The organism is Providencia sp. Me31A (assembly GCF_050487165.1).
In the GTDB taxonomy this organism is placed as follows: Bacteria; Pseudomonadota; Gammaproteobacteria; order Enterobacterales; family Enterobacteriaceae; genus Providencia.
The window spans coordinates 1-16,763 of the sequence record NZ_JBKQGZ010000041.1; the positions used below are offsets into that span (position 1 = coordinate 1).

The window sequence follows — 16,763 nt, forward strand, 5'->3', positions numbered from 1 at the left end:
TGATAACAACTATTACAGAATATCAATGTGATGATTGCAAGCAAGGTGCAATGGTTAGAGATAAAGGGTGCAATACCATTCAACTAACTGACCCGCCGAGATTTAAACACATTTGTACTCAGTGTGGCAAAGTTGATTGGCTGGCTGGTGAATACCCATTATTTAAAAATACCTACACTTCAGATGGTGAGGCGTCCGCTAGCGATGCTGAACGAATCAAACAGCTTGAACAAACAGTATTTAATATGGGAAAGCAAATCGAACGGCTATCACAAGATGTGCAATCTACTAAGTCAGGGTGGTCATTATGAGCGACTTACAGTCAAGGCAATCGGTTTATAACTATGAATCGAAGGGGTTCAATGAGGTGCTCAAACTCATTGTTCTTCATTTAATAAAGAACGCAATCACAATGCTTGGTGATAAAGAGTTACCACCTGAAATGGAAAAGCAAAGGGAAACCATTGATTCTGATATCAAAGATCAGCAGATGATAGTTGATAGATTGCTGGATAATACCACGCCACCACAAGCGACTGTAGGAGCTACCAATGCCGCCACGTATACCTCGTTCTTGTCGAAAGAGCGGATGCAACAAGACCACGACTGACCGTAGTGGTTACTGCCAAGACCACATGAATACTGGGTGGGAGAGCCACCAGCCCGGCAAGAGCCGACATGAGCGAGGTTACGGTTCTAAGTGGGATAAGATACGACCAAGAATCCTTCAGCGTGATAAACACCTTTGCCAAAACTGTTTACCTCGAGCTGTAGACGCCAAGACTGTCGACCACATCATACCTAAGGCACACGGTGGTACTGATGATGATAGTAATTTGCAATCACTGTGCTGGCCTTGCCATAAAACGAAGACAGCAACAGAGAGATTGCGCAAGTAGCTGTTATATATGAATATTTATGCAAATGATAATGATTATCATCTAAAGGGAGGGGCGGGTAAAATCTCTACCCCTCTCGCCCTCTAGGACTGCCGCTTCAGGTAAATTTTTACGGACGCGAATTAAGGATTATTTTTTTCGAAACTTTTTAACATTTTTAGGGGGCTAAATGGCAACCGGTATCCGAGCTTCGGGTGGTGGACGACGCAAAAATTTACCTGCTAAAAGCGGAAAAAGTAGCATCACTCGAATTGCTCCACCCGATGAACTCATGGGGGATGCGGCAATAAAACTATGGAAAACACAAAGCAAAATTTTAATTGAGCGCGGTACATTTGAACTTGAAGATGCCCCTTTACTTGTTGCTTACTGTAATGCTTTCCAACTGATGCTTACGGCTGAGCAGGTTATTTTAAAGCACGCCAAAATGGACTTGGAAAGTGGTGGAATTACTGAAGCGAGCGGATCTGGCGGGCTTAAAAAACACCCAGCAATTGCCGTTCGAAATGACAGTGTTTCACAAATAGCACGATTGGGATCATTGCTCGGCCTAGACCCGTTGAGTCGAATGAGAAGCACTGGCGCAAAAGAGAAAGATGATGATGGAAACGAATTCGATGAGTTTTAATTATGGCTACTTATCCGAGCGTCAACGCGGCAAATCAATATGCTAGAGATATTGTTAGCGGAAAAATTCCATCATGTATCTATGTCAAACAGTCATGCCAACGGCATTTAGACGACCTCCAGAAAGCGAAAGATAAAAACTGGCCATATCGATTTGATAAAGATAAGGCTGAGCGGTTTTGTCGTTTTACTCAACTCATGCCGCACACTAAAGGCGATTGGGCAAAGAGAAAACTACGTATTACGCTTGAACCATGGCAGCTATTTATTTTCTGTGTGGTTTTTGGTTGGGTAAAAAAGAAGTGTGGCAATCGTCGATTTACAGAAATGTATGTCGAAGTACCCCGTAAAAATGGTAAATCACTCATTGCGGCTGCGGTCGGTAATTATATGTTTTGTGCTGATGGTGAGTACGGCGCTGAGGTGTATTGCGGTGCAACCACCGAAAAACAAGCATGGAAAGTCTTTGAACCTGCTTTAGCGATGGTCAAAAAGCTTCCATCATTAAGAAAACGCTTTCAAATCAAGCCATGGGCAGAAAAAATGACTCGCCCAGATGGTTCTGTATTTGCGCCCTTAATTGGTGATCCTGGTGATGGTGATAACCCAACGTGCGCGATTATCGACGAGTATCACGAGCATTCAACGGATGCGCTGTATACGACAATGACAACGGGGATGGGAGCGCGTGAGCAACCGCTTACACTCATTATCACGACAGCAGGTTTTGATATTCAAAGCCCTTGTTATGATAAACGCAGCCAAGTAACTGAAATTCTTGAGGGAATTCGTACTGGTGGGGCTAACGATCAAATCTTTGGCATCATCTACACGATAGATAAAGAGGATGACTGGAAAGCACCTGAAGCAGTCATTAAATCGAATCCTAACTGTGGCGTCTCTGTCAAATATGACTACCTGTTAGCAAAGCAAGAGCTAGGGATAACAACCCCCAGGCAGACCAATCAAATCAAAACGAAGCATTTCAATATTTGGGTAACCGCTAAATCAGCGTTCTATAACATGGACCACTGGCGAAAAGCGGAGGACAAGAGCCTAAAAATTGAAGATTTCTACGGCGAGGATGTTTATTTAGGGATCGACTTAGCGACAAAGCTAGATTTGAACTGTGTCGCACCAATCTTTAAGCGCGAAATTAACGGTAAAAAGCATTATTTTTCAGTGTCACCATTATTTTTTGCACCTGAAGATACTATTTATTCAACGGATACTGACAAATTACGAACAGCTGAACGCTATCAAAGCTTTGTCAATCAAGGTGCTCTCATTCCGAGCGATGGCGCAGAAGTTGATTATCGGCTCATTGAGGACTCAATTTTAAAATTGAGAGCGCATTTCAACATCGTTTCAAGTCCTATCGACCCCTCGGGTGCTATTGCGCTTTCGCATCGATTACAGGATGAAGGGCTGGAGCCTATTTCGATTACGCAAAACTACACAAATATGAGTGATCCCATGAAAGAGATTGAAGCCGCACTTGCTGCAGGTCGATTCCATCATGATGGAAATCCTATCATGACATGGTGCTTTCAAAATGTGGTCGGTAAATATTTGCCGGGTAGTGATGATGTTGTTAGGCCAACCAAAGATGGCAATGAAAATAAAATTGATGGTGCGGTTTCGACAATGATGGCAGTCGGAAGAGCGATGCTGCATGAAGATAAGCCTGATTACTCAGGATTCATAAATAACCCAATCATAGTAGGTATCTGATGAAGCATAACAAGAAGCCGGGGCGCGTTAAGAGCGCGCTTCTTAATTGGTTGGGCGTCCCAATATCGCTAACCAATGGAGAATTTTGGCAAGAATGGAGTGGCGTGAGCACTAGCGGAAAGCTTGTGACTGCGGATAAAGCAATGCAGCTCTCAACCGTATGGGCCTGTGTGAGGCTACTAAGTGAATCTATTTCAACTTTACCTATAAAAATCTACCAAAGCAGAAGTGACGGTTCGCGTACTTTAGCTAAAGAGCATCCCGTTTATAGGTTGCTATGCAAGCAACCTAATATAGAGATGACGCCATCAAGATTCATGCTAATGGTAGTAGCTAGTTTATGTTTGCGCGGGAATAGCTTTATTGAAAAAAAATACATCGGCCCAAAGCTTGTTGCGTTGGTTCCGCTACTTCCTCAAAACATGGTCGTAAAGCGTGATGAAGTTAGTGGAATGCTTGAATATAAATACACAGACCCTTTCACCAAAGAAGAGAGAATAGTACCCATTAAAAATATGATGCATATCCGTGGGTTTGGTATGGATGGCATATGTGGAATGATCCCCATTCAAACTGGGCGAAATGTCATTGGTTCAGCTTTATCAGTTGAAGAATCAGCCGCTAAAATATTCGAAAATGGGCTGCAGAGCTCTGGTTTTATTTCTTCAGAACTTCCTTTGAATGACGAGCAGCGAGAGCGTATTAGAAGTTATTTATTAAGCTTTGTCGGTTCAAAGAATGCTGGAAAAATGATGGTGCTTGAGGGGGGGATGAAATACAACAATGTCACTATGAACCCTGAAGCAGCGCAAATGTTAGAAAGTAGGGCTTTTAGTATAGAGGAAATTTGCCGCTGGTTTCGTGTTCCTCCGTTTATGGTTGGCCATATGGATAAACAAAGCAGTTGGGCATCCAGTGTGGAAGGCATGAACATGCAGTTTTTAACGAACACATTGAGGCCATTACTTGTCAATATCGAGCAAGAAATCAGTCGTTGTTTATTGAGTGGTGATGATGATTATTATGCAGAGTTTTCTGTCGAGGGATTACTTCGAGCAGATAGCGCAGGTCGAGCGGCTTACTATACAACATCATTGCAAAATGGTTGGATGAGCCGTAATGATGTGAGGCGTCTTGAAAACCTTCCGCCTATTGATGGTGGTGATATTTACACTGTTCAACTCAACTTAACCCCGATTGACCAGTTAGGAAAAGATATTTCTGGCAGTGAGGCTGAAAAGCTTAAGGCTCAAATCACCAACTGGCTATTCCCAGAAGGTGACCCAACAACTCAACCCCAAAAACCTCATTCCGAGGAGTAAATTTAATGAAAAGAAACAATTTGCCAGTTGCGCTGGAGGATCGCCCCTGCGCATCGATTAGCTATGAACTCAAACCAAGAGCACTTGATAAGTGGAATAGCAGCATCCGTGCCGCTAGCTCTGCCAACACGATTTCTGTTTTAGATGTTATTGGTGAGGATTATTGGGGGGAGGGAGTAACCGCTAAGCGTATTTCTGGTGCACTTCGCGCTATTGGGAGCAATGATGTCGTCGTCAATATCAATAGCCCAGGTGGTGACATGTTTGAAGGGCTGGCTATCTATAACTTGCTTCGTGCTCACAGTGGCAAAGTCACCGTTAATATCTTGGGCATTGCCGCTTCAGCCGCATCCATTATTGCGATGGCAGGCGATGAAATTCATATGGGGCGCGGTGCGTTTTTGATGATCCACAACTGCTGGTCAATAGGGGTTGGTAACCGGCACGACTTTGCAAAATTAGCGGCAGACTTAGAGCCTTTTGATAAATCAATGGCAGATATCTATGTTGCTAGAAGTGGTCAGTCTGAAAGTGTTGTCAGCAAAATGATGGATGATGAAACCTATATCGCATCAAGTGATGCAATAGCAAAAGGTTTTGCTGACGGGTTGCTTGCGGCTGATGAAATTAATGATGGTGATGAAAGTCCCCAAGCCGCTATACGTAAGCTCGACGCAGCGTTGGCTAAAGCGGAAATGCCGCGTTCCGAGCGACGAAAACTAATTAGTGCCTTAACAGGAAGTATGCCGGGCGCTACTTCCGATCCTAATGGTATGCCAAGCGCTACCAACGAAATAAACCCAAAAACCTTATCTGATTTGCAAGAAGCTGTAAGAGCCTTTGCAAAAACTAATTAATTATTGGAGACATTATGTCTGATACAAATGAATTATTGAAAACCTTGTCAGCAACAATCAAAGAAGCCAATGAAAAATTTACAGCTAAAGCGGAGGAGGCTTTAAAAGAAGCGAAAGCGGCTGGTAGCTTAAATGCTTCAACTAAAGACACTGTTGATAAAATGGCATCCGAGTTAAACGCTTTAAAATCTGCTGAAACAACCTTAAAGGCTGCATTAGGCGATCTGGAGCAACATGTCGCTCAGATGCCACTTAATAATGCGTTGCAAACAGTTCAAAGTGTCGGTCAGCAATTTGTTTCTGCTGAAGTATTGAAAGACATCAACTCCAGTATTCAGGGAAATAAACGAATTTCTGTGCCTGTTAATGCTGCCTTAATTTCTACCGATGTTGCCGATGGAGTCGTTCCTCCTCAGCGATTACCGGGAGTCGATGTTGCACCAAAGCAACGTTTGTTTATCCGTGAGCTTATCGCTCCGGGCAAGACTCAATCACCCGCAATTTTCTGGGTGCAGCAAACTGGCTTTACTAACAATGCGGCTGTTGTGCCTGAAAACACAGCTAAACCATACAGTGATATTAAATTTGAGCCAAAAATTACCGCAGTAACTACCATTGCACATTTGTTTAAAGCATCTAAGCAAATTCTGGATGACTTTTCTCAATTGCAGTCACTTGTGGATGTAGAAATGCGCTACGGATTGAAGTTTGTGGAAGAGCAGGAAATCTTGTTCGGTGATGGCTCTGGGGCTCATTTACATGGAATTATCCCACAGGCATCTAAATTTAAAGCCGAGTTTGATGTGAAAAAACAAACGGGTATTGATGACCTGCGTCTCGCCATGCTTCAGGCTCAGTTGGCACTTTTCCCTGCGTCAGGACATGTTTTGCACTTTATTGATTGGGCGAAGATTGAGCTAGCAAAAGACGAATTGGGTCGTTACATCTTAGCTAACCCATCGGGTTTGTTAGGTCCTACACTTTGGGGTTTACCAGTTGTAGAAACTCAGGCCGCTGCTTTCAAAGGTAAGTTTTTAACCGGGGCATTCAATGCAGGGGCTCAGTTATTTGACCGTGAGGAAACTAACGTGGTCATTTCTACTGAGAATACTGATGACTTCGAGAAAAACATGATTTCCATTCGTTGTGAGGAACGATTGGCATTAGCGGTAAAACGACCTGAAGCCTTTATTTATGGTGATTTTACTGCACCAACAACAGGCGAATAATCCATGTAAGCGGTCAATAGGCCGCTTTTTCTTTTGGGGTGAGCGATGAAACTAAAGATATTACGTGCAATTTATTTTGGTAATAAAGTTGTTGTTGAAGGCGAGGAAATTGAAACGTTGGAGCAGCATGGGCGCGAACTTATTCAAAAAGGCTATGCAGTTGAAATTGAAGGTGAACAAAATCCTATAGAGCCAGAGCCAGAGCCAGAGCCAGAGCCAGAGCCAGAGCCAGAGCCAGAGCCAGAGCCAGAGCCAGAGCCAGAGCCAGAGCCAGAGCCAGAGCCAGAGCCAAAAAAAGAAACTAAAGGTAAAAAGGAGAAATAATGCTTTCTCTTGAATTAGTTAAACAACATTGCAATATCGGTGCTGATTTTACCGATGATGATAAGTTGCTGACAATTTATACGGGTTCTGCCGTGAAATATGTCGAACACTATACACGCAGGACGTTGTATGAAAACGAATCATCAGACGGTTATCAGGACGATCCTGAGCCGTTGTTGCTAAGTGATGATGTCAAAAATGCCATGCTGTTATTGATAGGGCAGTGGTATGAAAACCGCGAAGCTACCAATATTGGTAATATCACCTCAGCATTGCCGTTTGCAACAGAGGCATTGCTTCAACCTTACCGTATTTATGGGGTGTAAGGGGAATTTATGCAAGCAGGGCGATTACGTCACAAGGTGACTTTCCAGCGTGCAGATATGGTGAAAAATGAATACAGTGAGCGCGAAAAGGTCTGGGTAGATGTTGCCACGACCCGAGCTGAGGTTAAGCCTATCAGTGGGCGAGAGCTGCTGGCGGCAGGTGCCGAAATGTCAGAAATCACCGTACGTGTCTGGATGCGTTATCGTTCTGATATCACTTCAGCGTGCCGCATGCTGTTTCAAGGTCAAATCTACGACATTCAATCTGTTATTCCTGACACGAAGCGTACGCGCCTTGAATTGCTGTGTAAGCAAGGGGTATCAAATGGTTGATATGAGTATCGATTTTAGCGGCTTTTTGGATGTTTCCAAAGAGCTTGAATTGCTGAGTCAAGCAGAAAGCAACAAGGTTCTGCGACAGGCAACCTACGCAGCAGCCAGCGTACTACGTGATGAGGCGAGAGCTAAAGCACCAAAGCGAACCGGTAAGTTGGCTCGGAATATTGTGGCCAGTAATCAACGGATCAGGCGAAAAGGGGAAGTTTCGGCAGGCGTTTATGTCAGGGGTACAAATAAGGCGGGCAATAATAGCGATAATTCAATGAAAGCCAAAGATCCGCGTAATGCGTTTTACTGGCGATTTTTGGAAGATGGTACCGCGAAAATGCCACCACAGCCTTTTATTCGTCCTGCATTTGATAGTAAGGCTGATGCCGCAGCAGAATTTGCCATCAATAAACTTAACCAAGCGATTGATGAGGCGCTACGAAAATGACCGAAGCGGATATTATCCCTTTATTGGAAAGCGTGTTACCTGATCGAGTTTTCCCCGAGGTTGTTCCCCTTGAGCTTCAACCTTTTGAGCCACCTTGGTGTATTTTATCCATGTACCGTGTGGATGAAGATGTTCTAAGCGGACAGGCTGAGCAGATGTTTAATATCCAAATTGATATCTACAGCAGCACACTGAAACAGGCCAGAGAATTAATGTCGGCAGTGAGGGAGGCGATTAAGCCACTTTATCCCGGTAATATGAGTGAACGCCCGGGCTATGAGCCTGACCCGAAACTCCGACGAATTATCCTAGAGTGCCAAGTCTGGCAATAACCCCACCTTAACCTCACAAGCTGCTTCGGCAGCTTTTTTTGTATCTATAGGAAACTGATATGACGAGTAAACATGAAAAAACGCAAGGTACCAAAATCAGCGTTTCTAAATTGGCGGCAACAGATATTGCTGCAGTCGAAACAGATTCGCTGTCGATTGATTGCACAACGAAGGAAATTAGCTACACGGGTGGTCAAAAACAAGACATTGATGTCACGACATTATGCTCCACTGAGCAAGAAATGATAAATGGGCTAGCCGCTCCAGCTGAAGTTACTATTAGTGGTAACTGGGCGCTTGATGAAGGTCAAGAGGTGTTACGCCAAGCTTATGACGACGATACCGTTCATGCATTTAAAGTGGTTTTCCCCTCCAATAATGGTTATGCCTTTTTAGCCGAAGTGCGACAAAACAGCTGGTCAGTTTCTACGAACGGTGTTGTCACGGCCTCATTTACGTTACGCCTAAAAGGTAAAACCACGCCGCTTGTTAAAGGTAAGGTGGCTGCACCTGCAACACAATCACAAACAACAGGGGGCGGTAAATAATGGCTAAAAGAGTCAATAAACTGCGTGATATCGCATTAAACCCTGCACAGTCATTTCGAACCAAAAAAGTGACCGTGCCTGAATGGGGCGTTAATGTTGTTTTGCGTGAACCCTCGGTTTCTATTTGGCTGAAATGGCTTAAAGAACATCGTGATTTAGGGGATTCAGAAGGTGTCAGTACAGAAGAAACTGTTCGGCGAAACCTTGAAACAGATGTGGAATTCTTGATCAACGTGTTACTTGAAGAAGATTTAAGTCCTGTTTTTACGCCAGAAGATAAACCCGAAGTACTGAAAATTTATGGTCCTGTGCATGCACGATTAGTGCATCAAGCATTTGAGCTTATTACCAGCACAAATGAAGCTGAAAAAAAGTCCGAGAACCTGCACTAAAATTCTTGCTCACCCTAGCATTGCGGCTAGGAAAAACCCTCTCTGAAATTGGCACCATGCCCGCCAGTGAATTACAACTCTGGTGGGCATTTGATTCGATAAATCCCATTGGTGATGCGCGTTTAGATGTCCATGCCGCACAAGTCACTGCTGCAATATTTAATGCACAAGGCGTGAAAACAACCCTTAATGACACATTAATTCAATGGGATAGTGAGAGTGTGCAGGCAGAAGAGCAAGCGGGAACGGGGCTAGAAGATTTTTTTGCTTCTTTATCGTGATTATGATCATTACCCAACGGTAGCTATGTATTATGTCAAAACTCCGCGAATTAATTATTAAAATCTCCGCTAACTCAACGAGCTATCAAGCAGAGATCGCTAAAGCTTCCCGAACGGGTAATGAGTATTACAAAACGATGAGTGCAAATAGTCGTCGTTTCGAACGTGACCTCCGAACGCAGAAGCAAGCCCTTAATGATATCAACAAACAACTTGCGACAGTCACTAGTACGGCAAAAATGATGTCTGGCGCATTAGCGGGTTTCTTCTCTGTCTCAACCCTGATCACTGCGGTAGATGATTGGGGGCAAATGTCCGCTCGAATTAAAATGGCCCTGACTTCTGTTGAAGGTGATGTCAGTCGCTATGAAGAGCTTCAGCAGCGCTTTTTAACGGTGAGTAATCGCAACGGTAAAGCGATAGAAACTACCCAAGAATTGTATGTCGGTTCAGCCTCAGCAATGAAAGAGTTGGGCTACTCTACGGCTCACACATTAGATTATATTGAATCGTTATCATCCACATTCACTGCAAACGCAACGAGTGCACAGCAAACTGAATCGGCGTTCACGGCACTAAACCGTGCAATGGTAACAGGCGTTTTAAAAGGTAACGATTGGCATTCTGTATTAAATGCTATGCCTTCTGTTGTGGGTGATATTGCTAAAGAACTCTCTCGCATGCGTGGCGGTGTTAAAGTCACTGAAAATGATGTTAAGTTGATGGCCACCAAAGGTGGTATCTCGATGCAATTATTTGCGAATGCCGTGATTAACGCCAAAGACGCGAATAATGCGCTCGCTGATTCAATGGATAACACCGTTGCAGATGGGTTCACCAAGGCAACGAATGCGGCGAAATCTTATTTTGGTGAGATAAACGCCAGCTGGGGTATTACTCGTTCAATGTCAGCAGGGTTGGCAACCCTAACCGAAAACTTTAGCAGTTTTGCGATAGCAGGTGCCGCGATTGGGGGTATTGGTTTATCTCGTTACATGGGTAACTTATCACTAAGCGCCTATGAAGCGGGTAAAAACATGCTTGTTACTGCGAAAAACAATTATGTTTTGAATGCAGCACAAGCCAAAGGGTTGGAGACCACTCTCGCTAAAATCCGAGCAGACAAAGCGCAGGCAATATCTACCCAAGAGTCATTGGGTGTTCAGCTTCAAGCCGCAAGAACCGAGGAGCGACGAGCGGCAATCAGGCGGCAGCAAGAGGCTAACTATGCGAAAATTATTGCCCTAAATAAGGCAGAAGAAGCAAGTGTAAATCAACTCACTGCGGCACAAAATCGCTTGAATTTTGCAGCTAGGGCAGCAAGAGGAACTTTGGCCTTATTAGGTGGCCCTGTTGGTGCTGCTATGATGGCAGGTGGCGCGCTGTTTTATTTCTCACAAAAATCGGATGAAGCCAAGGAAAAACTTGATAGCATGCGTGGCTCTGTTGTTGAAACAATCGAGCAGCTACAGCAGCTATCAAAAATCAAGCTTGAAATAAAGGTCGATGATTTTAAGGATGAGATTCAACTTTTAGAGAAAGAACGCAAGCGTCTTTATGGTGAAGCTCAAAAATATTCTGAGTCCCGAGCCTCCGAAATGCAGACAATAAAAGATAGTGGCGGCTTCGGTGAATGGCTTGCAAATGCACTCGGAGATAGTCCTGATGAATTCCTTCAAAACAGAAGGAGGGTTTTGGGTGATCTAGAGGATGTAAATCAGGAGCTCGATAAAAGAAGAGAGGCTATAGAGAATGCCCAAAATATTTTAGCTAGCGGTAAATTTGATAAAAAACCTGAGAGCGCTGGAGAGCTTCCTCCACCTAAATTAACGGGTGGTGATGATAAAGATAAAGGAAAAAATAAATCGCTTAACGATTATCAGCAATTACGAAAATCGATTGAGTCAGAGCATTTTTCAAGCCTTCAAAAAATTCAAGCGAGTGAAAAGGAAAATAATGACAAGTTAGCCAGTCTTTATAAGAAAGGCTACGTCAGTCAAGCCGAAATGCAGCGTTTGATTTTGCTTAATACAGAAAATCACCAACAAAAACGTTTAGAACTTGCTGAAAAGTATGACCCTTATGCCACTATTGTTCGCAAAGAAAAGGAAGCTGCAAGGGAGCTAAATGAGCTTCGTCAGTCCAAGTTATTAAGCGAACAGCAGTATTACTCTGCTAGTTTGCAGTTGCATAATGATTACACCAAGCAAAAGTTAACCGAGGAGGCTAATAAAAAGGCTTTACCTAGTTATGATCTTGCGGGTGAAATTGACCCTGTTGTTAAGCTGCAGAATCAACTTAATGAGCAACAAGCATTGTATGAGGCGTATCGCAACAATGACCTAATCAGTCAGGAGCGGTATCAGGAACTCATGATTGCAGCAACTAATCGCTCAAAAGAAGCGCAATTAGAAGCAGCGAAAGAATTGTATGGCGCTCAGGGTAACTGGCAAAAAATGCAGATGAACCTATTGGAAACCGTTGAGCAGCGTACTAGCAACGCATTAACGGGTATTTTAACGGGTTCTAAATCATTCTCGGAAACACTTCAAGAGCTTTCCGCATCACTGGCGCAATCCATTATTCAAGATTTAATCCGTATTGCTATGCAGGCAATGATCACCAATGCCTTAACAGGGTTATTTGGTGGGCTTGCTGGTGGCGGCGCATCGGGTGTCAGCTCTGCTGCTTCTGCCTCCGGTACGGGCGCCATGGGTATGTCAACGGGGTGGCAAAGTTATGTGCCGAACGCCAAAGGTGGAATGTATAACACTCCTGGTCTAAGTGCTTATAGCGGTCAGGTTATCGATGCACCGACATTTTTCCCATTTGCTAAAGGTGGAGTGCCTTCACTGGGGTTAATGGGGGAAGCGGGGCCAGAGGCTATTATGCCGTTAACTCGTTCTAAAGATGGTTCACTGGGTGTTCGCGCTCAGCTTCCTAAAATTGATATGCCAGTTAATGAAAAACCTGCTGGCGGCTCAATTATTCAGCAAGAAATTCATGTACATGGTAATGGCGATGCAGCGCTTGAAGCAGCGTTAAGGGAGGCTGCTCGGCAAGGTGCTGAGGAAGGGGCTGCTAAGGCAGAGGCTAGGATTATGCGAGATTTTCAAACTAACGGTAAGCTACGCAAAACGCTAGGGAAATAACTATGGACATTTTAATATGGCCTAAAGAATTGGAGCCGTCTTCTCTTGATTGGCAGCTGATTAGCAACTCTAAGACTTTTGTTTCTGTTTTTACTGGGAGCGCACAAACTGTGCGTTATCCCGGTAGTCGATGGCGTTGTGATTTAACCCTCAATAATTTAATAGATGAAAAATCGCGGCTACTGGAAGTTATTCTGGCGCAACTGGATGGGGAGTCAGGGCGTATTAAATTATTTGATTGGGTACGAATGGGGGCTAATGACGTCGGGGAGCCCATAATCAGTCAGTCAAATCAAATGGGGCGTACCTTATTAACCAAGGGCTGGAAACCAAATTCGCTGGTGTTAAAGGCGGCTGATAATGTCACAATTAATCACGAGCTTAAAAAGGTTACTTCTGATGTAATGAGTGATGCGCAAGGAAATGCAACTATCTCATTTTCCCCAATGCTACGTTACCCCCCTATAATGGGGGATAAAATTGAGGTAAAAAACCCCTATGGTATTTTTAAGTTAACCGACAATAATCAGGGGCGATTGCGTAGAACACCGGGTGTATTTACGTCCACTACACTTTCTTTTGAGGAGGCGCTTTATTAATGATCTATCATCCTTTTTCAAATGAAATGACTCAAGCAATTAATGATGGTTGTTATGTTGTCGCTGCAGCTAAGCTTGATCTCAAATCTGGCGTAACACGAGTGCACACCGCGACAGGTAATTTAGTTATTGCTGGCGAGGTGTATCAAGGTGTAGGCCAGTTTGGTGCGATAGAAACGGTATCTGAAGAAAACACGACAGGCCCACAACAGCTTATTTTATCGCTCAGTGGTTTTGATTCTTCATTACTCGGTGATGTGATGAATGAGCGGAGCCGAGGACGTGATGTGCGATTGATGATGGTGGCTCTCAATGAAGATAGTCAACCTATTCTCGCTGAAGTGCTATTTGCAGGTCAAATTAGCAATATCGGTGTGAGCGTAGGTGATAAGTGCGAGGTTGCAGTCACGGTATCAAATAGATTTGAGCGATGGTCTCAGGGCTTGCCTGATAGATTTACTGATGAGTCATGGCAAAAGCGACATATAGGGGATCGTATATTCCGCTATGTTGCTCAAATGGCTGAAAGGGCAATCTATTGGGGGAGCAAAAAAGATGCGCCAGTGTTTATTTATAAATAAGCCAGTTAGCGTGTTATCCTTATTATAAAACTATAATGAGGATAATTTGATGAGAAATATTCTTTTTTTGATAGCGTTATTTTCGGGCTTTTCAGTAGCAGGTGAGAATACCACCCAAAAACAAGAGTTTTGGTATGAAGGGTGCCCTAAATATACAGATGAACAGTTGGATCAACTGAAAGGCTCAAAAGTGGTGTCAACTGAAGAGTTGCGGACATATAGCAAAAAACAGCTTGAAGATTTTGTAAGTAAGAATGAATGCGATGTTATAAATCTAAATGAGCGCAAAAAATATTTACTCAAAAAGCTAAAGAAAATGGACGAATCAGTTAACAAATAGAATTAACCTTAAACTTGAAATGAACTGACCACCTTTATGGGTGGTTTTTTTATGCGTGGAGATCAGCAAATGCGACATCCAAACTGGACCACTCAACTCCCTGAAACTCTACAGAAAGCGATACACAAGCCTTTCTCATGGGGTGAACATGACTGTTGTTTATTTGCAGCGGATTGCGCAATTGCCGTATGCGGTATTGATATCGCTGAAAAAGTGCGTGGTCGCTACAAAACCAAATCAGGGGCAATGCGAGTATTAAAGTCTGAGTTCGGGGATCTGGAAACTGGTCTATCAGGCTTCTTTCAAGAAATAGACCCTAATGATGCGATGCGCGGCGATATTGTTATGTTTAATGGTGATGACGGTAAAACGCTCGGAGTGCTGTGGGCAAATAAGGTTTGGGCGGTAAAGGAGGATGGTGTACGTCCTGTTAATTTTCAACCAATTAAAGCGTGGAGAGTCGAATAAATGGGTAAGACAGTCACCAATATCGTTTCTGCTGGCTTAATGGTTGCAGGCGTTATTGCTACAGGGGGGTTAGGGACAGCATTAATTGTTGCAGGGATCGCTGTTCAGGCTGCAGGGACGTTTATTTTTCAAGATAAAATGCCGTCAATGGGGTATCGAGACCAATCAGAACGCAAGCAAATGCTACGCTCCCCGACCGCGCCAGAAACTATCATTGTTGGGAAAACGGTTTGTTCCGGGCTACTGTTTTTCGCCGAAGAAGAAAAGGGCGACCAGACAGAAAACGAACGATTATTCATGGCACTGGCGATTGCTGCACATAAAGTTGACCGCATTGGACAGATTTGGCTGAACGATGATCTGGTTGGTACTTTCGGAGATAAAGCCAGCTATGAATTCCATAATGGCCGCACTGATTGTGATCCTTACTTATTGAAAAATGCTCCGTCATGGAAATCGGACATGATAGGTGATGGTCTGGCATGGCTGCGTTTAACCCTGAAATACGATGCTGAAAAATTTCCGTACGGTGTTCCGAATGTGAAAGTCGAAGTGTGGGGCAAGCCTGTCTATGATCCGCGCATAAATAAAACGGCTTGGAGCAATAACGGCGCGTTAATTATTCTTGATTTTTACCGTAGCTATTTGGGTGTACCCGATTCAGATATTGATTTTAATGCGTTCAAAGTTGCGGCTGATTTATGTAGCGAACCGGTAACAACGCCCGAAGGCAACACAGAGCCTCGCTATACGATTAATGGGGCCTATGAACTTTCTGAGTCTCCATCAGCAATTCTGGATCACATGCATAAATGCATTGCTGCTGAGCCGACTTATGTTGCGGGCAAGCACGGCATTTTGATGCAGGCTTATAATGGTCCAGCAGTATTACGCATTGAACCCAATCAAATCATCGATACCGTTAATATCACACCAGAACTGGCGCTACGTGACGCAACTAACGCCATTTACGGTACGTTTGTCGATGCAGAGCAGCAGTACATTAAAACCGATTTTGAGCCTGTTATTGTTGATGAATGGATTGAAGAAGATGGGTTAGAAATCAAAGAGAATATGGATTACCGCTTTGTCACTAGCCCATACCAAGCGGCACGTCTCTCTAATTTATATCTACGTAAAAAACGGGCAGGGCGTCGTGTTCAATTACGGATGAATATGGATGGTTACGCCTACAGACCAGGAGAGGTGATTTTATTAAACCTGCCTCAAATTGGTATTCAAAACCTTGAATTTCGTGTTGCTGAATGGAAGTTTCACCCGCAAGAGGGCGTTGATATTCTCCTCGAGGAGGACGGAGCTTATATTTATGAAGACATTATAGGTAAGCCTTTTGTTCGACCCCCATTCACGGTTTTACCCACTGGTGGGGTAGCGCCACCGCTTAACCTTGCTTTTGTGGCCACGAATATTGGTGAAGTCGTCCAAGGGTTTTTGAGCTGGCAATCAGCTGCTGCTGATGTTCGCTATAACACAGTAAACATCATTGAAAATGGCAAAGTTATTCAGTCCATTCAGGTGCCACAAGACAGAGTAGATTTATCAGGCCTTGTGCGTGGTTCTTATCGTGCGGAGGTTCGTTCTATTAATGCGGCTGGCGCAATGTCTGCCCCTGCCATTGTTGATTTTGATATCCAAGCTCCACCTAAACCAGTCAGCGTTGAAATGGTCGGTGGTATGTTCTCTCTGACCTGCATTCCGCACGGTGGCGAAACCGCACAGCATGGTTATACGTTTGAGTTTTGGTTTAGCGACAAAAAACTGGCCAGCACGAATGACACCGAAGTCACCACAAAAGCCAACCGCCAAGGGCAGGGGCAATTCTGGACTAGGGAGAATTTAAAAGCCGGCACTGATTACTGGTTTTATGTTCGAACTGTTAACAGCTACGGAAAATCGCAGTTTGTTGAAGCCGTAGGAAAGGCTGACGGAACGCCAAAAGATATGGTTGATGAACTG

22 protein-coding genes are annotated in these 16,763 nt (G+C 44.0%); all 22 read left to right on the top strand.

Going from position 1 to position 16,763, the window contains the following annotated elements; translation table 11 throughout:
- Positions 1 to 311 (top strand): hypothetical protein (locus ACLPIE_RS21645; RefSeq protein WP_430263725.1); only part of this gene is annotated, 311 nt, incomplete at its 5' end.
- Positions 308 to 610 (top strand): hypothetical protein, encoded by a 303-nt coding sequence (locus tag ACLPIE_RS21650; RefSeq protein WP_430263726.1) that lies wholly within the window; start codon positions 308 to 310, stop codon positions 608 to 610. The genes ACLPIE_RS21645 and ACLPIE_RS21650, both read left to right, overlap by 4 nt.
- A complete protein-coding gene (locus ACLPIE_RS21655; RefSeq protein WP_430263727.1) occupies positions 552 to 899 on the top strand; it encodes an HNH endonuclease in 348 nt (115 codons plus the stop codon). Before ACLPIE_RS21650 ends, ACLPIE_RS21655 begins: the two co-directional genes overlap by 59 nt.
- A gap of 169 nt (positions 900 to 1,068) precedes the next feature.
- On the top strand, positions 1,069 to 1,527 hold the full coding sequence (locus ACLPIE_RS21660; protein ID WP_430263728.1) for a phage terminase small subunit P27 family: 459 nt from the start codon (positions 1,069 to 1,071) through the stop codon (positions 1,525 to 1,527).
- Positions 1,528 to 1,529: 2 nt separating this feature from the next.
- On the top strand, positions 1,530 to 3,260 hold the full coding sequence (locus tag ACLPIE_RS21665) for a terminase large subunit (RefSeq protein WP_272688311.1): 1,731 nt from the start codon (positions 1,530 to 1,532) through the stop codon (positions 3,258 to 3,260).
- On the top strand, positions 3,260 to 4,582 hold the full coding sequence (locus ACLPIE_RS21670; RefSeq protein WP_430263729.1) for a phage portal protein: 1,323 nt from the start codon (positions 3,260 to 3,262) through the stop codon (positions 4,580 to 4,582). The genes ACLPIE_RS21665 and ACLPIE_RS21670 overlap by 1 nt, the downstream gene beginning before the upstream one ends.
- A 5-nt stretch (positions 4,583 to 4,587) precedes the next feature.
- The gene (locus tag ACLPIE_RS21675) at positions 4,588 to 5,439 is read left to right on the top strand and encodes a head maturation protease, ClpP-related (protein WP_272688313.1); all 852 of its coding nucleotides are present in this window, start codon (positions 4,588 to 4,590) and stop codon (positions 5,437 to 5,439) included.
- Between the two features lie 14 nt (positions 5,440 to 5,453).
- Positions 5,454 to 6,668, top strand: a complete 1,215-nt coding sequence (locus tag ACLPIE_RS21680; RefSeq protein WP_430263730.1) for a phage major capsid protein — start codon at positions 5,454 to 5,456, stop codon at positions 6,666 to 6,668.
- 45 nt (positions 6,669 to 6,713) lie between these two features.
- Complete coding sequence (locus tag ACLPIE_RS21685) at positions 6,714 to 6,992, top strand: DUF7210 family protein (RefSeq protein ID WP_238564159.1); 279 nt, start codon at positions 6,714 to 6,716, stop codon at positions 6,990 to 6,992.
- Positions 6,992 to 7,318 carry a head-tail connector protein gene (locus ACLPIE_RS21690; RefSeq protein WP_430263731.1) on the top strand — a complete coding sequence of 109 codons (327 nt, stop codon included), beginning with the start codon at positions 6,992 to 6,994 and terminating at the stop codon, positions 7,316 to 7,318. Before ACLPIE_RS21685 ends, ACLPIE_RS21690 begins: the two co-directional genes overlap by 1 nt.
- 9 nt (positions 7,319 to 7,327) lie before the next feature.
- Positions 7,328 to 7,651 (top strand): phage head closure protein, encoded by a 324-nt coding sequence (locus ACLPIE_RS21695; RefSeq protein WP_430263732.1) that lies wholly within the window; start codon positions 7,328 to 7,330, stop codon positions 7,649 to 7,651.
- Entirely contained in the window at positions 7,644 to 8,093 is a 450-nt protein-coding gene (locus ACLPIE_RS21700; protein WP_206277244.1) for an HK97-gp10 family putative phage morphogenesis protein, read from the top strand. The genes ACLPIE_RS21695 and ACLPIE_RS21700 overlap by 8 nt, the downstream gene beginning before the upstream one ends.
- A complete protein-coding gene (gene gp17, locus ACLPIE_RS21705; RefSeq protein ID WP_206277243.1) occupies positions 8,090 to 8,425 on the top strand; it encodes a tail completion protein gp17 in 336 nt (111 codons plus the stop codon). Before ACLPIE_RS21700 ends, gp17 begins: the two co-directional genes overlap by 4 nt.
- Before the next feature lie 59 nt (positions 8,426 to 8,484).
- Positions 8,485 to 8,973, top strand: coding sequence for a phage tail tube protein (locus tag ACLPIE_RS21710; RefSeq protein WP_430263733.1), 489 nt, complete (start codon positions 8,485 to 8,487; stop codon positions 8,971 to 8,973).
- Positions 8,973 to 9,365 (top strand): phage tail assembly chaperone, encoded by a 393-nt coding sequence (locus ACLPIE_RS21715; RefSeq protein ID WP_272525209.1) that lies wholly within the window; start codon positions 8,973 to 8,975, stop codon positions 9,363 to 9,365. The genes ACLPIE_RS21710 and ACLPIE_RS21715 overlap by 1 nt, the downstream gene beginning before the upstream one ends.
- A gap of 56 nt (positions 9,366 to 9,421) precedes the next feature.
- Positions 9,422 to 9,646, top strand: coding sequence for a phage tail assembly protein T (locus ACLPIE_RS21720; RefSeq protein WP_206277240.1), 225 nt, complete (start codon positions 9,422 to 9,424; stop codon positions 9,644 to 9,646).
- 32 nt (positions 9,647 to 9,678) lie between these two features.
- The gene (locus ACLPIE_RS21725; protein ID WP_430263734.1) at positions 9,679 to 12,798 is read left to right on the top strand and encodes a tape measure protein; all 3,120 of its coding nucleotides are present in this window, start codon (positions 9,679 to 9,681) and stop codon (positions 12,796 to 12,798) included.
- A 2-nt stretch (positions 12,799 to 12,800) separates the two neighbouring features.
- Positions 12,801 to 13,397: a hypothetical protein gene (locus tag ACLPIE_RS21730; protein ID WP_283027058.1), complete on the top strand. Its 597-nt coding sequence runs from the start codon at positions 12,801 to 12,803 to the stop codon at positions 13,395 to 13,397.
- A complete protein-coding gene (locus ACLPIE_RS21735) occupies positions 13,397 to 13,978 on the top strand; it encodes a hypothetical protein (RefSeq protein WP_283027057.1) in 582 nt (193 codons plus the stop codon). Before ACLPIE_RS21730 ends, ACLPIE_RS21735 begins: the two co-directional genes overlap by 1 nt.
- A gap of 49 nt (positions 13,979 to 14,027) precedes the next feature.
- A complete protein-coding gene (locus tag ACLPIE_RS21740) occupies positions 14,028 to 14,318 on the top strand; it encodes a hypothetical protein (RefSeq protein ID WP_283027056.1) in 291 nt (96 codons plus the stop codon).
- Positions 14,319 to 14,387: 69 nt separating this feature from the next.
- Positions 14,388 to 14,786: a DUF6950 family protein gene (locus tag ACLPIE_RS21745; RefSeq protein ID WP_430263735.1), complete on the top strand. Its 399-nt coding sequence runs from the start codon at positions 14,388 to 14,390 to the stop codon at positions 14,784 to 14,786.
- A partial coding sequence (locus ACLPIE_RS21750; protein ID WP_430263736.1) for a phage tail tip protein J-related protein occupies positions 14,787 to 16,763 on the top strand: 1,977 nt, incomplete at its 3' end. It lies immediately after the preceding gene.

Bases quoted from the DNA above. Each gene is read 5' to 3' on its own strand.
- ACLPIE_RS21650 (WP_430263726.1), top strand. From the start codon at position 308: ATGAGCGACTTACAGTCAAGGCAATCGGTTTATAACTATGAATCGAAG.
- ACLPIE_RS21655 (WP_430263727.1), top strand. From the start codon at position 552: ATGCCGCCACGTATACCTCGTTCTTGTCGAAAGAGCGGATGCAACAAG.
- ACLPIE_RS21660 (WP_430263728.1), top strand. From the start codon at position 1,069: ATGGCAACCGGTATCCGAGCTTCGGGTGGTGGACGACGCAAAAATTTA.
- ACLPIE_RS21665 (WP_272688311.1), top strand. From the start codon at position 1,530: ATGGCTACTTATCCGAGCGTCAACGCGGCAAATCAATATGCTAGAGAT.
- ACLPIE_RS21670 (WP_430263729.1), top strand. From the start codon at position 3,260: ATGAAGCATAACAAGAAGCCGGGGCGCGTTAAGAGCGCGCTTCTTAAT.
- ACLPIE_RS21675 (WP_272688313.1), top strand. From the start codon at position 4,588: ATGAAAAGAAACAATTTGCCAGTTGCGCTGGAGGATCGCCCCTGCGCA.
- ACLPIE_RS21680 (WP_430263730.1), top strand. From the start codon at position 5,454: ATGTCTGATACAAATGAATTATTGAAAACCTTGTCAGCAACAATCAAA.
- ACLPIE_RS21685 (WP_238564159.1), top strand. From the start codon at position 6,714: ATGAAACTAAAGATATTACGTGCAATTTATTTTGGTAATAAAGTTGTT.
- ACLPIE_RS21690 (WP_430263731.1), top strand. From the start codon at position 6,992: ATGCTTTCTCTTGAATTAGTTAAACAACATTGCAATATCGGTGCTGAT.
- ACLPIE_RS21695 (WP_430263732.1), top strand. From the start codon at position 7,328: ATGCAAGCAGGGCGATTACGTCACAAGGTGACTTTCCAGCGTGCAGAT.
- ACLPIE_RS21700 (WP_206277244.1), top strand. From the start codon at position 7,644: ATGGTTGATATGAGTATCGATTTTAGCGGCTTTTTGGATGTTTCCAAA.
- gp17 (WP_206277243.1), top strand. From the start codon at position 8,090: ATGACCGAAGCGGATATTATCCCTTTATTGGAAAGCGTGTTACCTGAT.
- ACLPIE_RS21710 (WP_430263733.1), top strand. From the start codon at position 8,485: ATGACGAGTAAACATGAAAAAACGCAAGGTACCAAAATCAGCGTTTCT.
- ACLPIE_RS21715 (WP_272525209.1), top strand. From the start codon at position 8,973: ATGGCTAAAAGAGTCAATAAACTGCGTGATATCGCATTAAACCCTGCA.
- ACLPIE_RS21720 (WP_206277240.1), top strand. From the start codon at position 9,422: ATGCCCGCCAGTGAATTACAACTCTGGTGGGCATTTGATTCGATAAAT.
- ACLPIE_RS21725 (WP_430263734.1), top strand. From the start codon at position 9,679: ATGTCAAAACTCCGCGAATTAATTATTAAAATCTCCGCTAACTCAACG.
- ACLPIE_RS21730 (WP_283027058.1), top strand. From the start codon at position 12,801: ATGGACATTTTAATATGGCCTAAAGAATTGGAGCCGTCTTCTCTTGAT.
- ACLPIE_RS21735 (WP_283027057.1), top strand. From the start codon at position 13,397: ATGATCTATCATCCTTTTTCAAATGAAATGACTCAAGCAATTAATGAT.
- ACLPIE_RS21740 (WP_283027056.1), top strand. From the start codon at position 14,028: ATGAGAAATATTCTTTTTTTGATAGCGTTATTTTCGGGCTTTTCAGTA.
- ACLPIE_RS21745 (WP_430263735.1), top strand. From the start codon at position 14,388: ATGCGACATCCAAACTGGACCACTCAACTCCCTGAAACTCTACAGAAA.